Origin of the sequence: Streptomyces sp. CB09001 (genome assembly GCF_003369795.1) — a bacterium.
GTDB lineage: Bacteria > Actinomycetota > Actinomycetes > Streptomycetales > Streptomycetaceae > Streptomyces.
In genome coordinates, this window is record NZ_CP026730.1 from 1,142,211 (window position 1) to 1,156,704 (window position 14,494).

The 14,494-nt window shown below is 73.4% G+C and carries 13 protein-coding genes; 5 read left to right on the top strand and 8 right to left on the bottom strand.

The features are described 5' to 3' along the window. Positions 1–43: 43 nt before the first annotated feature. The 7 genes from C4J65_RS05355 to C4J65_RS05390 form a co-directional block, all read right to left on the bottom strand. The gene (locus C4J65_RS05355) at positions 44–1,381 is read right to left on the bottom strand and encodes an ABC transporter ATP-binding protein (RefSeq protein WP_115741335.1); all 1,338 of its coding nucleotides are present in this window, start codon (positions 1,379–1,381) and stop codon (positions 44–46) included. A gap of 224 nt (positions 1,382–1,605) precedes the next feature. Next, positions 1,606–1,806 carry a hypothetical protein gene (locus C4J65_RS05360; RefSeq protein ID WP_205350956.1) on the bottom strand — a complete coding sequence of 67 codons (201 nt, stop codon included), beginning with the start codon at positions 1,804–1,806 and terminating at the stop codon, positions 1,606–1,608. A gap of 2 nt (positions 1,807–1,808) precedes the next feature. Then, the gene (locus C4J65_RS05365) at positions 1,809–3,077 is read right to left on the bottom strand and encodes an MFS transporter (RefSeq protein ID WP_115741337.1); all 1,269 of its coding nucleotides are present in this window, start codon (positions 3,075–3,077) and stop codon (positions 1,809–1,811) included. A gap of 64 nt (positions 3,078–3,141) precedes the next feature. After that, positions 3,142–4,578 (bottom strand): citrate:proton symporter, encoded by a 1,437-nt coding sequence (locus tag C4J65_RS05370; protein WP_115741338.1) that lies wholly within the window; start codon positions 4,576–4,578, stop codon positions 3,142–3,144. A 123-nt stretch (positions 4,579–4,701) separates the two neighbouring features. Then, a complete protein-coding gene (locus tag C4J65_RS05375; RefSeq protein WP_115741339.1) occupies positions 4,702–6,945 on the bottom strand; it encodes a molybdopterin-dependent oxidoreductase in 2,244 nt (747 codons plus the stop codon). Positions 6,946–7,070: 125 nt separating this feature from the next. Further along, positions 7,071–7,700 (bottom strand): TetR/AcrR family transcriptional regulator, encoded by a 630-nt coding sequence (locus C4J65_RS05380; protein ID WP_115741340.1) that lies wholly within the window; start codon positions 7,698–7,700, stop codon positions 7,071–7,073. A 97-nt stretch (positions 7,701–7,797) separates the two neighbouring features. Continuing rightward, positions 7,798–8,367 carry a hypothetical protein gene (locus C4J65_RS05390; protein ID WP_115741342.1) on the bottom strand — a complete coding sequence of 190 codons (570 nt, stop codon included), beginning with the start codon at positions 8,365–8,367 and terminating at the stop codon, positions 7,798–7,800. 216 nt (positions 8,368–8,583) lie between these two features. Here C4J65_RS05390 and hmgA point away from each other — a divergent pair, with 216 nt between their 5' ends. Genes hmgA through C4J65_RS05405 form a run of 3 tightly spaced genes read left to right on the top strand, consistent with a single transcriptional unit; the run spans position 8,584 to position 11,859 of the window. Continuing rightward, a complete protein-coding gene (gene hmgA, locus C4J65_RS05395) occupies positions 8,584–9,900 on the top strand; it encodes a homogentisate 1,2-dioxygenase (RefSeq protein WP_115741343.1) in 1,317 nt (438 codons plus the stop codon). A 26-nt stretch (positions 9,901–9,926) separates the two neighbouring features. Further along, the gene (locus C4J65_RS05400; RefSeq protein ID WP_115741344.1) at positions 9,927–10,676 is read left to right on the top strand and encodes a GntR family transcriptional regulator; all 750 of its coding nucleotides are present in this window, start codon (positions 9,927–9,929) and stop codon (positions 10,674–10,676) included. Between the two features lie 22 nt (positions 10,677–10,698). Further along, a complete protein-coding gene (locus C4J65_RS05405) occupies positions 10,699–11,859 on the top strand; it encodes a type ISP restriction/modification enzyme (protein WP_240330621.1) in 1,161 nt (386 codons plus the stop codon). Positions 11,860–11,884: 25 nt separating this feature from the next. Here the strand turns inward: C4J65_RS05405 and C4J65_RS05410 are convergent, their stop codons facing one another. Beyond that, positions 11,885–12,589 (bottom strand): TetR/AcrR family transcriptional regulator, encoded by a 705-nt coding sequence (locus C4J65_RS05410; RefSeq protein ID WP_115741346.1) that lies wholly within the window; start codon positions 12,587–12,589, stop codon positions 11,885–11,887. A gap of 63 nt (positions 12,590–12,652) precedes the next feature. On the opposite strand from C4J65_RS05410, the gene C4J65_RS05415 reads away from it, so the two are divergent. Beyond that, positions 12,653–13,633 (top strand): ATP-binding cassette domain-containing protein, encoded by a 981-nt coding sequence (locus tag C4J65_RS05415; protein WP_115741347.1) that lies wholly within the window; start codon positions 12,653–12,655, stop codon positions 13,631–13,633. Then, on the top strand, positions 13,630–14,445 hold the full coding sequence (locus C4J65_RS05420) for an ABC transporter permease (RefSeq protein ID WP_115741348.1): 816 nt from the start codon (positions 13,630–13,632) through the stop codon (positions 14,443–14,445). Before C4J65_RS05415 ends, C4J65_RS05420 begins: the two co-directional genes overlap by 4 nt. Positions 14,446–14,494: the final 49 nt, after the last annotated feature.

The window sequence follows — 14,494 nt, forward strand, 5'->3', positions numbered from 1 at the left end:
GGTGGCGCGGCTCACCCTCCCGGAGTGCGCAATCGCGGCGTGCTCACTCCTCCAGCTCGGGCAGATGCGCCGGGGCCGGACAGATCCGGTCGCCGTGCTGGTCGAAGACGAACAGGTGGGCGAGGTCCACGAGGAGGGGGACCTGCATGCCGTGGCGGAGGTCGATGTCGGGGGTGGTCCGGACGATCAGGTCGCCGGGGAGGCGGCCGTCGGGGGCGGCGACCGCGGGTCCGGGCTCCGGAGGTTCGTCCATGACGACCACGGGTCCGGCCCGCAGGGCGCCCGCCCGTTCCCTCAGCCGCTCCAGGACCGTTCCGTCGCGGCGGCGGCGCCTGACCGGGCGGGCGGCGGGGCGCGGGGCCTCCAGGTCGGGCACGACGGCCGGCTGTGAGCCGGTGTTGAAGTGCACGAGGACCTCGTGGCCCTGGAACTCGACGTGCTCCACGAGCCCGGTGAGCAGCACCTCGCCGGGGCGTGCGGACGAGGGTTTCGCGATCCGGACGGCCTCCGAGCGCAGGCCCACGATGACCTCGCGGCCCTGCTGGACACGGAGCAACTGGTGGTCCAGGGAGAGCGGTTCGGGCAGGCGCAGGAACTGCTTGCCCAGGCTGATGGTCATCGCCCCGTCCAGCGGGGCGCGCACGAGGCCGCGCAGCAGGTTGATGCGCGGGGTGCCGATGAAGGCGGCGACGAAGACGTTGCGGGGCAGGGCGTAGACGGCTCGCGGGGTGTCCACCTGCTGGAGTACGCCGCCGCGCAGGACGGCGACGCGGTCGCCCAGCGACATGGCCTCGGACTGGTCGTGGGTGACGTAGATCGTCGTGACGCCCAGCTCCCGGGTCAGCCGGGTGATCTCGGCGCGCAGGTGGTTGCGCAGCTTGGCGTCGAGGTTGGACAGCGGCTCGTCCATCAGGAAGGCGGTGGGGTGGCGGGAGATGGCCCGGCCCATGGCGACCCGCTGGCGTTCGCCGCCGGAGAGCTGGGCGGGGAGGCGGTCGAGGGGGTCCTCGATGCCCAGCATGCGGGCGGTGGCGTCCACGCGGGGGGTGTGGTCGGTCTGCGGGTCCTCGACGCGCAGCGGGAAGCCGATGTTCCCGCGGGTGGTCATGTTGGGGTACAGGGCGAAGTTCTGGAAGACCATCGCCATCCGCCGCTCGGCGGGGAGGAGGTCGTTGGCGTACGCGCCGTCCAGCGTCAGCTCCCCCTCGGTGATCTCCTCCAGCCCGGCGATCATGCGCAGCACGGTCGACTTGCCGCAGCCGGAGGGGCCGAGCAGGACGAGGAACTCGCCCGGCGCGATGTCCAGCGACAGCCGGTCCACCACGCGGACGCCTCGCGTGTAGGTCTTGCTCACGTCGTGCAGGGAGATGGCGCGTGTCATGGAGGTGCCCCCGGGGGCTCACTGAGCTCTGGTGCTCCGCGGTCGGACGCCCTCGTGCGGGTCGTACGGGGCGTGTGAGTCACGGAAGTTAACGGACCGTGCCCGGCCTGGGGAAGACACCGGACGACATCTCGCCGCGACCGTCCATCTGGTGAGAAAGCGGACGGCCGGATTCAGGGGGTGGGGCGTCTCACGACGTGATCATGCCGGGTCCGGCCGCCGCGTCAGCCGTCCGACGAGCCGTCCGGGTCGCCGCCCCCGCGGTGGCCGCCGGAGCGGCGGGACGCGCGGACCAGCTCGCCCGCCGCCAGGGTCGCGGTCGCCACCGCGCGTGTCCAGGGCGGACCGCCGCGGCCCGCCCACACGACGCAGGCGCAGCCGCCGACGACGAGGAGCAGGACGACGGACAGAACTATCAGGATCATGCTCATCCTTTCGACTCCCGGCACGGCCGGCTGTCGCCCGCCCGGTCCGGGACATCCTGCCCGATCTCCGGGCTCCGGCGGTCGGTTCCCCGGCCGGCCGCACCGGTGGACGGCGCACGCAGGGCGACGCCCGAGGAGAGCAGGAGGAGGGCGCCCAGCATCACGAAGGGCGCCGCCACGCCCGCGACGCCCGCGATCAGGCCCGCGGCGGCGGGGGCGGCGACCTGGCCGAGGCGGTTGCCGGTCAGGCGCAGGGCGAGGACCGTGGAGCGCGCCTCGTCGGGGGCCGCCTGCACGACCGTGGTCATGGACAGCGGCTGACCGACACCCAGGCAGAAGCCGAGGACGACCAGCATCAGGGCGAGCGCCCACACCGGCACCGGCAGCGCGACCCCGGCGCACAGCAGGGCGGCCAGCAGACACGTGACCGTGAGCAGCACCGTGCGTCCGAGCAGCCGCAGCAGGGGCGTCAGCACGAGCCGGCAGGCGATCGTCGCGGCGGCCCGCAGGCTGAGCAGTACGCCGATCACGGCCGGGGAGATTCCCCGGTGCTCGCCGACCACCGGCAGGTAGGCGGTGAGGATGTCGGTCGCGGAGAGCACGGAGAGGCTGATCAGGATGCCCGCGGGCACGCCCCGGGCCCGCAGGATGCTCCCCACGGGGACGCGCGCACCCTGCCGCGTACGGGACTCGGCGGCGCCGGGGTGCTCTATGCGCCACAGGGACGTGAAGGCGACCGCCGCTCCCCCGCCCGCCACCACCAGGGCGAGCGCGCTGCTGCCGGCCATGTCGGGGCCCCCGATGAGCGCGCCCGCGGCGACGGGGCCGATCAGCTGGCCGAGCGAGGCGCCGATGGTGAAGTGGCCGAAGTTGCGGTCCTGTTCGTGCGGCGCGGACTGGCGGGCGACCAGGGACTGGGCGCCGATCACGAAGCAGAGGTGTCCGAGGCCCATCACACCGCTCCACAGGGCCATCGTCCCCAGGGACCCGGCGACGCCGCTCAGCGCGCAGCCCCCGGCGATGAGCACCACTCCGACGGGCAGCAGCGGCGCACAGCGCCCGTGGTCGGTGCGGCGGCCCAGCGGAACGGCGGCGAACAGCGGCAGCAGCGCGTACACACCGGCGATGACACCGACGGCCCGTTCGTCCGCGCCCAGCGCGAGGGCCCGGTAGGAGACGGCGGGCCGGGCCATGGACACCGCGGCCTGGGCGAAGCCGAAGGCGATGACGAGGCGGAGCAGCCAGCCGCGGTTCCCACCACCGGGCACCATGATCGTGTCCTTTCCCGACAATTCCCGAACGACCCTTGAACGACCCCTGAGCGACCCCTGGCGGTCAGATGATGCCGAACAGGATGCCCGCCGCGAGGATCACCAGGCTCGTCAGGACGGCCCACTTCACCACGAACCGCGTGTGGTCCCCGAACTCGACCTTGGCCATGCCGACCAGGACGTACACGGCCGGGACGAGCGGGCTGGACATGTGCAGCGGCTGGCCGACGATCGAGGCGCGGGCGATCTCCAGCGTCGACACGCCGTGCGCCTGGCCGGCCTCGGCGAGCACCGGCAGGACGCCGAAGTAGAAGCCGTCGTTCGACATGAAGTAGGTCAGCGGCAGGCTCAGCAGGCCGGTGACCAGGCCCATGTGCGGGCCCATGCCGTCGGGGATGGTGTCCACGAGCCAGTTGGCCATGTGGTCGACCATGCCGGTGCCGGTGAGGACGCCGGTGAAGACGGCGGCGGCGAAGACCATGCCGGAGACGTTGAGGACGTTGTCGGCGTGGGCCGCGATGCGGGCCTTCTGGTCCGGGATGTGCGGGAAGTTGACGGTGAGGGCGAGCGCGGCGCCGATCAGGAAGAGCACCGGAATCGGCAGCAGCTCCATGATCATGGCGGTGAGCAGCGCGACCGTGAGCAGCGCGTTGAACCAGTACAGCCTGGGCCGCAGGGTCGGCCGGTCCGGGTCGAGGCCCTTGAAGTCGTCGTCGGACTCGCCGCCGGACTCGGCGTCCCGGTCGCCCGCCTCGCCGGAGCCACCCGCCGCACCGCGAGCCGCACCGGCGCCGGCACCGGCACGCGCGCCGGACGCACCCGCACCCGCACCGACCAGCACCGTCTCGGTCTCCGGCTCCCGCTCCAGTGCCTCGTCCAGCGACAGCGTGCCCAGCCGCCTGCGCTCGCGCAGACCGAGCACGTACGCCAGGACGACGACCGCGACCAGGCCCACGGCCAGGGCCGGGATCATCGGGACGAAGATGTCGGTGGCGTCGACCTTCAGGGCGGTGGCGGCACGGGCCGTGGGACCGCCCCAGGGCAGCGTGTTCATCACGCCGTTGGCCATAGCGGCGACGCCGGTCATCACGACCAGGCTCATCTTCAGCCGCTTGTACAGCGGGTACATCGCCGAGACCGTGATCATGAAGGTGGTGGAGCCGTCGCCGTCCAGCGAGACGATCGCGGCGAGCAGCGCCGTGCCGACGACGATGCGCATCGGGTCGGCCCTGCAGAACTTCAGGATGGCCCGGACGATCGGGTCGAAGAGCCCGACGTCGATCATCACACCGAAGTAGACGATCGCGAACATGAGCATCGCCGCGGTGGGGGCGAGGCTGGACACGCCGTCGATGACGTAGTCGCCGAGGTGGGCGCCCTTGCCGACGAGCACGCAGAACAGCGCGGGAATCAGCACGAGCGCCGCGATCGGCGACATCTTCTTCATCATGATCAGGACCAGGAAGGTCGCGATCATGGCGAAGCCGAGGATGGTCAGCATGAGTGAGTACCTAACGTTCGCCCTTGAACATCCCACCGGGGCAGGCGGTGCGAGCGACGTTAGGTGGCGCGAAGCAGCGTTAACAAGACGTTGACATGCGAGCAATAAGCGCAGAATTCCAGGTCACAGCTCTGCGCCGGTCAACGGTGTGAGCGTTACGGGTACGCCGTTGAGGACGGCGTTGCCCGAGAGCGGGTCCAGCGTGCCGCCGTCGAGGAGCTGGTTGACGTTGACGCCGGGATCGGCGGCGGCGTGCGTCTGGCGGGTGCCGGGCCGGTCGTGGCCCCAGCCGTGCGGGATGCTGACCACGCCGGGGCGGACGGTGTCGGTGATCTCGGCGGGGACGGTCACCGCTCCCCCGGGCCCCTTCACGCGCACGGGTTGCGCACCGCGCACACCCAGCCGTGCGGCGTCCTCGGGGTGGACGTGCAGGGTGCAGCGGTTGGAGCCGCCGGTGAGGGCGGGGACGTTGTGCATCCAGCTGTTGTTGGAGCGCAGGTGGCGGCGGCCGACGAGGACGAGCCCGGCGGGGCGCTCGTCCAGGGCCCGGGCGAGGCGCGGCAGGTCGGCGGCGATCGGTGCCGGGAGCAGTTCCACCTTGCCGCTGCGGGTCTTCAGGGGCTGCGGCAGGCGGGGACGCAGCGGGCCGAGGTCGATGCCGTGCGGGTGGGCGAGGAGCCGCTCCAGGGTCAGCCCGTCGGGCCGGGCGCCGAAGCCGTCGCCGTAGGGGCCGAGGCGCAGCATCAGGTCGAGGCGCCGCTCGGGGCCGTCCTCGCCGGTGAGCAGGGCGGTCAGTTCGCCGGGGTCGCGGCCGTGCACGGGTGAGTGCGGCTCCCGCACGGACCTGGCGAGGGTCTGTTCGATCACCATGGCGTCGACGGCGGCGGGGTCGGTGCCGTGCGCGCCGCCGACGGCCAGGGTGAGCCGGGCGAGGATCTCCGTCTCGGCCCTCCTGCCGGGCTCCAGCGGGACGGCGGGGCGGGTGTAGCGGACCTGGTTGCGCACGGCGAGGGTGTTGAAGGCGAAGTCGTGGTGCGGGCTCTGGGCGGGCGGGGGCGGCGGCAGGACGACGTGGGCGTGGCGGGAGGTCTCGTTGAGGTAGGGGTCGACGCTCACCATGAAGTCGAGGGAGTCCAGCGCCTTGTCGAGCCGGTCGCCGTCGGGCGCGGACAGGACGGGGTTGGCGGCGATGGTGAGCAGCGCGCGGACCGGCTCGCCGTCGTCGGTGGCGGTGTCGATCTCCTCGGCGAGGGCGGACAGGGGCAGTTCGCCCTTCGCCTCGGGGTGCCCGCTCACCCGGGAGCGCCAGCGGCCGAGCGCGAAGCCGCGGCCGGGTCCGGCGGGGCGCGGGGTCCGGTCGGTGGCGGCCTGCGGGAAGAGCGCGCCGCCGGGCCGGTCGAGGTTGCCGGTGAGGATGTTGAGGACGTCCACGAGCCAGCTGGCGAGGGTGCCGTGCGGGACGGTGCAGCTGCCGATGCGGCCGTAGACGGCGGCGGTGGGGGCGGCGGCGAGTTCACGGGCGAGGGCGCGCGTCACGTCGGCGTCCACGTCGCAGGCGGCGGCGACGGACTCGGGGGTGAAGTCGCGTACGGCGGCCCCGACGTCGTCCACTCCCCCGACGTGCGGGGCGAGTGCGCCGAGGTCGACCAGTCCCTCCTCGTACAGCACGTGGGCCATCGCGGCCAGCAGCAGCGCGTCGGTGCCGGGGCGGATCGGCACGTGCCGGTCGGCGAGCTTCGCGGTGCGGGTGCGACGCGGGTCGATGACGGTGAGGGTGCCGCCGCGGGCCTTCAGGGCCCTGAGCCGGCCGGGGAAGTCCGGGGCGGTGCACAGACTGCCGTTGGACTCCAGCGGGTTGGCGCCGATGAGCAGGAGGTGGTCGGTGCGGTCCAGGTCGGGCACCGGGATGGCGTTCGCGTCGCCGAAGAGCAGTCCGCTGGAGACGTGCTTGGGCATCTGGTCGAGCGTGGACGCGGTGAAGAGGCTGCGGCTGCCGAGGGCGCCGAGCAGGACGTTCGGGTAGAGGGCGCCGGCGACGGTGTGCACGTTGGGGTTGCCGAGGACCACGCCGACGGAGTGCGGCCCGTACCGCTCGACGAGGGGCCGGACGCCGGCGGCGACCGCGTCGAAGGCCTCCTCCCAGGTGGCTTCGCGCAGTTCGCCGTTGCGGCGCACCAAGGGCGCCCGCAGCCGGTCGGGGTCGGCGTCGACGGCGCCGAAGGAGGCGCCCTTGGGGCAGATGAAGCCGTGGCTGAACACGTCGTCGCGATCGCCGCGGGCGGCGGTGACCGTGCTGCCGTCGATGGTGAGGGCCAGGCCGCAGGTGGCCTCGCACAGGGGGCAGATACGCAGGGCGGTGCGGGGCACGGGGTCCTCCCGGAAGGCGGCGGTGGCGCGCTGTGCCCGGCGAGCATACCGACCGGTAGGCATGTTGGGGAGGGGGCGGACGGACGGCGGCAGGGGGGTTCGGGTGGCCGCGCGGCCGCGCCCGGTCAGTCGAGCACGCGCCCCAGGTACGCCCGCAGCAGCTCCCGGGCCTCCCCGATGATCTTCTCGTCCCCGTCCGGCGCGACCCGGAAGGCGAGTTGCACGAGGGTGTCGGCGGTCTCCACCGCGACGAGGAAGACACGGCGCAGGTCGTCGTCGGGGCGGCGGCCCAGATAGCCGGAGAGCAGTTCGGTGAGGCGCTCGGCGACGCGGTGGTTGGGCACGGCGTGGCGGTCGCCGACCGGGATCTGGTTGCCGAAGTCGATCAGGGAGAAGCCGGGCGCGGTCCGCTTCATCGCCAGGTACTCGTCGAGCACGGCGTCCAGCGCACCGCGCCAGCCGCCGCCGTCCGGCACCGAGTCCGCCTCCGTCAGCCGTTCGGTCACGCGCTCCGTGTAGCGCTCCAGGTTGCGCTGGGCCAGGGCGTCGGCCATCTGCCGCTTGTTGCCGAAGAAGCGGTACACCGACCCGATGGGCACGTCCGCGCGCAGCGCCACGGCCCGGGTGCTGAGGGCGTCGTAACCGACCTCGTCGAGGAGGTCGGCGCAGGCGTCGAGGATCCGGGTCAGCCGTTCGGCGCTGCGTCGCTGCACGGGGGCACGACGGAGCGGGGTCGCGTGGGACACGGTCCTCATGATGCCCTGCCCACCCGGCCGGGTGAACCGCGCCCTCCGGTACGGCCGGGGGCGCCCGCCGGACCTCCGGGGCTACGGAGGAGCGGGGCGGGCGCGCTCACCGGTCCGCCGCCGGCCCGGTGACCGACCGGCCCTCGATCTGCTCCGGCTGCGTCGCGCCGGTCGGCTCCGCGTCCGATGCCGTGATGTCCGCGGTGCTCTCCACGGGTTCGCCGTCGACGGCCCAGACGGTGTCGTCGTCGGCGTACAGGCGGACCGTGAGCTCGTGCGTGCCGCGCGGGACCAGGCCGGCGGGAAGGCGGTACCGGGGGCCGCGCAGCAGGGTGAGGAGGTCGCCGTCGAGGAAGAGGTGGGCGACACCGCGGCCGGCCACCGCCCGCGCCTGTGCGCCGTCCGGCGAGAACCTGAACTCGCGGACGGTCAGGCGCACGTCCCAGCTGTCGTCGGCCTCGGGCTGCACCTCGATGCCGACCTCGGGGGCACGCTCGGCGTCCACCTCGCGGTAGCGCCGGCCCTCCTCGTCGGTGTCCTCGAGCAGCCTGCCCACCGGTGTGGCCGAATCCCCGGCCTCCGGTTCTTCCACGTCCCCGGAGCCGCAGCCCGCCGATCCCGTCAACAGCAGGACACAGACCGCGAGCACGGCGAGCACTCCCCGCGTCCACGACATGACGCGAGACTAGAACACGGGTCCGACAGTCCGGATCCTCCGGGGGTCTGGTTCCGGTCATCCTCACGACGGACGCCACGGCGGAGCGGCCGACACGCCGCGGCCCAGCAGGAGCGGAGCGGGGAAGTCCTCTTGTGCCCTCTTGCGCGCGGGAAACCGCAATCCTACGGTGTGCCATAGGAATCGGGTGGGAATCGGGTTGCGAGGGAGCGATCAATGAGCGGGGAAGCGCGGAAGACCGCGGAGGGGCTGGCCTATCTCTCCGGTTTCGGCAACGAGCACAGCTCGGAGGCCGTCGCGGGCGCGCTGCCCGAGGGCCGGAACTCGCCGCAGCGGGCACCGCTGGGCCTGTACGCGGAGCAGCTGAGCGGCACGGCGTTCACGGAGCCGAGGGCGCACAACCGGCGCTCGTGGCTGTACCGGATCCGCCCGTCGGCCGCACACCCGGCGTTCGTCCGTTCGGGCAACGGCACGATCCGCACCGCTCCCTTCAACCAGGCCGTGCCGGACCCGAACCGGCTGCGGTGGAACCCGCTGCCGGTGCCCGGGCCAGCCACGGACTTCGTCGAGGGGCTGTGGACGCTCGGCGGCAACGGCGACGCGACCCAGCGCACCGGCATGGCCGTGCACCTCTACCACGCGACCGCCTCAATGGAGCGCGTCTTCAGCGACGCGGACGGCGAGCTGCTGATCGTCCCGGAGCGCGGCGGCCTGCTGCTGCGCACCGAGTTCGGGCTGCTGCACGCCGAGCCGGGGGACGTGGCGCTGATCCCGCGCGGGGTCCGCTTCCGCGTCCAGCTGCTGGACGCGGACGCCCGCGGCTACGTCTGCGAGAACTACGGCGCGCCGTTCCAGCTCCCCGACCTGGGCCCGATCGGCGCCAACGGCCTGGCCAACGCCCGGGACTTCCGGGCGCCGGTCGCCGCGTACGAGGAGCAGGACGGCCCGGTGGAGGTGGTCAACAAGTTCTGCGGCAACCTCTGGACCGCCGAGTACGACCACTCCCCGCTGGACGTCGTCGCCTGGCACGGCAACCATGTGCCCTACGTCTACGACCTGCGCCGTTTCAACGTCATCGGCACCATCTCGTACGACCACCCGGACCCGTCGATCTTCACGGTGCTCACCTCCCCGTCGGACACCCCGGGACTGGCGGGCGTGGACTTCGTGGTGTTCGCGCCGCGCTGGCTGGTGGGCGAGGACACCTTCCGGCCGCCGTACTTCCACCGGAACGTGATGACCGAGTACATGGGCCTCATCGAGGGCGCCTACGACGCCAAGGCGGAAGGCTTCGTGCCGGGCGGCGGTTCGCTGCACAACATGATGTCGGCGCACGGCCCGGACCGGGAGACCTTCGACCGGGCGAGCGCCGCCGAGCTGAAGCCGCAGCGGATCGACGACGGACTGGCGTTCATGTTCGAGACCCGGTGGCCGGTGACCCTCACCCCCCACGCGGCCCGCGCCGAGCACCTCCAGCCGCGCTACGACGACGTCTGGCAGGGCCTGGAGCGGCACTTCCGCCCCTTGCACTGAGGTTTTCCTACCGGTACGGATGGCCCGTGACCTCCTTCGCCCCGGACTCCATCGTCCTGAACCGCAAGCTGCCGCTCTGGTACCAGGTGTCGCAGTCGCTGCGCGCCTCGATACTCGGCCGCTCGCCCCTGGATCCGCTGCGGCTGCCCACCGAGGAGCAGCTGGCCGGGCACTACGGGGTGAGCGTGCTGACCATGCGGCAGGCGCTGAAGGAACTGGAGGACGAGGGGCTGATCACCCGCCACCGCCGGCGGGGCACGTTCATCCAGCCGCACGCCCGGCGCGGCGCCCCGGTACGGCTGCTCGGCTCGGTGGACGCGATCGTGGCGCAGCAGTCGGGCATGACGGCCCGGCTGCTGGGCCACGGCCCGTCGCCCGTGCCGTCCGAACTCGCCGAGTACTTCCCCCGGCTGACCGAGGTGGCGACGTACCACCGGCTGCGCTGCGACGAGAAGACGGGCGAGCCGACCAACCACGCCCGCAACTACGTCCGTCCCGAACTGGCCGGGCGCATCGACGTGGACGACCTCGCCCGGTGGCCGATGACGAAGGTGCTGCGGGACGTGGTGGGCATGGACATCAGCCGGATCACCGACACCGTCGAGGCCCGGCTCGCGGACCCGGAGACGGCGCGGCTGCTCGAAGTCCCGCTGCTCAGCCCGATCCTGCACTACACGGGCATCACCTACGACACCGACGGCCGGGTCCTCGACGTGGCGGTCATCCACTACCGGGGCGACCGCTTCTCCTTCACGGTCACCCTGGATGCCACGTGAGGCCGCGGTGCCCCGTCGTACGATTCCCGGCGTGACGCACGACGACGCCCCGCCGCTGGCGGACCTCATGCCGTGGTCCGTCGCACCGCCGCGGCTCGGCCGGGGGTGGCCGACGGCTCCCGACGCGGCGTCCCTGAAGGCCCGCTGGGACGCCCTGCTGAAGGCCCAGGGACCGGACCGCGCGACCCTGTTCGAGCCGACCCGCTCGCGCACGCCGTACTCGGCGGTCGGGCGGCTGCCGGGCGGCGCCGGGGGGACCGGGCGACTGGCGCGCGCCGCGGGGCCCTGTCCGGAGCCGGTCCGGGTGTTGCGGGCGCCGTTCGACGAGCAGTGGCTGATTCCCGACCACCGCCTGATCGACGCGGCCCGTCCGGAGCTGTGGCGGGTGGCGGACGCGCGACAGGTGTTCGTCGTGGAGGTGCCCGGCGCAGCCGGTCCCCCGCTGCTCCTCGCGACCTCGCTGCTGCCGCTGTTCGGTCCCGCCCGGATCCGCCCGCTGCATCGCCGTCCGGGCGGCGCGGAGCCCAACCTCGCGCCCGGCCTCCTGGACCACCTGGCCGCCCGCCTCGGCCGGCGCCCCGACCCGGCGGACGTGCTCGCCTGGTCGGCCGCTGCCGTGCGGCCCGGCTCGCTGGTCCCGCTCACCGCGGACCCCGCGCTGTGGGAGCACGGGGTCGCACTGGGCCGGCGCCTCCTGTGGCTGATGCGCCGCGACGGCGAGCGTCCCAAGCTGCCCGGCGGCCGCCGGCCCTATGTGCGCGCCCCGCTGCCCCCGCGCCCGCTGACCCTGCGCTACGACCGCGACGAGGAGGCCCTCTTCCTGGACGAGGGCCGCGTCTCCCCCGTGCCGCCCGGGGCCTGGGACTTCGAGGCGGGCGGGGTGCGGGTGCTCGAGCAGTGGTTCGCGGCCCGCACGGCCGCGGGCGAGCCGGGCACGCTGACGGCGATCCGCCCGGCCGGCTGGCCGCAGACCTGGACGTCCGAACTGCTAGAACTGATCACGGTGCTGGCGCTGCTCGCCGAAGTGCGGGACGGGTGCCGGGAGCTGACGGTCACGGACCGGATCAGCGCGGCCGAGCTGAACGAGGCGGGCGTACTGCCGGTGCCGGGGGCGGCCCGTCGGCCGGCCTCCGTCCTGGACGACCGGGAGGAGGGGCCGGAGGGACAGCTGGCCCTGCTGTGACCCCCGACGGAGTCGGTACTCCCGCTCACGCGAACCCGTCCAGCACCCGGGTCAGCGCCCGCTCGAAGACCCCTTCCAGGTCGATCGGACCCGCGTCCTCGGCGAAGGACGCCGCCAGCCTCGGGTAGGCGCCGCTCGCGACCTGCCGGCCGAGGTAGGCGATGCGCACCGCGTTCTCCTGCTCCTCGGACCAAGGCAGCGAGCGGGTGCGCTCGACGGTGGCGATCTCGTTGGCGACGTACGTGGTCACCACGCCGTTCACCATCGCGATCAGCTCCATCTTGGTGCCGTAGGGCGCCTCGAAGGGGTCGAGGCAGGCCAGGCAGTGCTCCAGGTAGCGCAGGGCGTTGGGGCTGAAGCCGTAGACGGGAGACATCAGGCGGGGCAGCCAGGTGTGGCGGTGCATCAGGGCGCGGGTCTGGCGGGCGACCCGGATCAGGTCCGCGCGCCAGTCGCCGCTCGGCTCCCACAGCTCGTGCTCGCCGCTGACCGCGTCCATCATCAGCTCGTACAGGTCCTCCTTGCGGGGGACGTAGTTGTAGAGCGACATGGTGCCGCAGCCCAGCTCGCCGGCGACGCGCCGCATCGAGACCGCGTCCAGGCCCTCGGCGTCGGCGATCCGCACCGCGGCGGCGGCGATGTCGGCGCGGGTGTACGCCGGTCTCGGACCGCGGCCGGTGCGCTCGGGGCGCGACCAGATCACTTCGGGTACGGCCGCTCGGCCCGCCATCGTGCATCACCTCGGCCACCATCCTAGTTACGTACACCGTACGTAGTGCGCTATGGTCGACGCATGACTACTACGTACGCTGTACTTAGTGAGGGTCTGGAGAAGCGCTTCGGTGCCGTGCGCGCGCTGCGCGGCCTGGATCTCGCGGTGGCCGAAGGCACCGTCTGCGGGCTGCTCGGGCCGAACGGGGCGGGCAAGACCACGGCGGTCCGGCTGCTGACGACACTGCTGCGGCCGGACGCGGGCTCGGCGCGGGTCGCCGGGCACGACCTGGTGCGGGAGGCGGCCGCGGTGCGTCGCCTGATCGGGGTGACCGGGCAGTACGCCTCGGTGGACGGGGACCTCACCGGCCGGCAGAACCTGCGGCTGTTCGCCCGGCTGCACCGGGTGCGGGACGCGGCGGCGCGGGCCGACGAGCTGCTGGACCGCTTCGGCCTGGCCGACGCGGCCGACCGGCCCGCCGCCACCCTGTCCGGCGGCCTGCGGCGCCGTCTCGACCTGGCCGCGAGCCTGGTGCGCCGCCCCGAGGTGCTGTTCCTGGACGAGCCGACGACCGGGCTCGACCCGGCCAGCCGGAACCGCGTCTGGGAGACCGTGCGAGCCCTGAAGGCGGACGGCACCACCGTGCTGCTCACCACGCAGTACCTGGAGGAGGCCGACCGCCTGGCCGACGACATCGCCCTGGTGGACCGGGGCCGGGTCGCACACACCGGGTCGCCGGCCGAACTCAAGGCGCTGGTGGGGGCCTACGCGGAGGCCGTCGTCCCGGACGCGGACGCCCTGGTGCGGGCGGCGGCGGTCCTGGACCGGCTGACCGGCGCCGAACCGGTCCTCGACCACGAGCGGCGCACGGTCGGCGCCGTCAGCACCGATCCGACCCTGACCCTGCCCCGCCTGGTGCGCGAACTCGACGCGGCGGGCGTGCCCCTGGCCGACGCGAGCCTGCGGCCGCCGACCCTCGACGACGTCTTCCTCCGCCTGACCGGCGGCAACGGCAGCGACGCCAGCAACGACAGCAACGACAGCAAGGAGCTGGTGGCATGAGCGCGGTGACGACGGGTCCGCACGGCTCGGCGTACGGTCTGGCGTACGACGGGGCGGCCATGCTGGGCCGCCAGTTGCGGCGGGCCCGGAACAACCCGGGGCTGCTGATCCTCACCCAGACCATGCCGATCACGATGCTGCTGTTCTTCGGCTACGTCTTCGGCAGCGCGCTGGCGATGCCGGGCGAGGAGTACCGGGCCTTCCTGGTGCCGGGGTTGCTGGTCGCCACCGCCGCGAACGGCATCATGACGGGCATGTTCCAGGCGGCCCAGGACACCCACCGAGGGGTGACGGACCGCCTGCGGACGCTGCCGGTGAGCCGGGCCGCCGTGCCCCTCGGGCAGTCGGTCGCCGATGTGCTCGTCACGGCCGCCGGGACGGTGCCGCTGCTGCTCGTCGGGCTCGCGGTGGGCTGGCGGGTGCAGGGCGGGGCGCTCGGCGCGGTGGGCGCGCTCGGGCTGTTGCTGCTGTTCCGGTTCGCGACGACGTGGATCGGGATCTTCCTGGGGCTGCTCACCCGCAACGAGGAGGCCGCCGGTCAACTCGGCGGCGCGACCTTCATCCTTCCGCTGCTGTCCAACGCGTACATCCCGACCGACGGACTGCCGGGCTGGCTGCGCACGGTGGCGGAGTGGAACCCGATCAGCGCGGTCGCCACGGCGCTGCGGGACCTCTTCGGCAACGCGCCCGTGCCGGACGGGGCCGCCTGGCCGGTGACGCATCCCGTCGCCGGGTCGCTGGCGTGGTGCGCGGTACTGCTGGCGGTGTTCGTCCCGCCGGCGGTACGCCGGTACGCGCACGGGGACCGCTGACCGGGCCGGGGTACCGCGTCACCGCCGGTGGGGAGGCGGCGGGGACGGG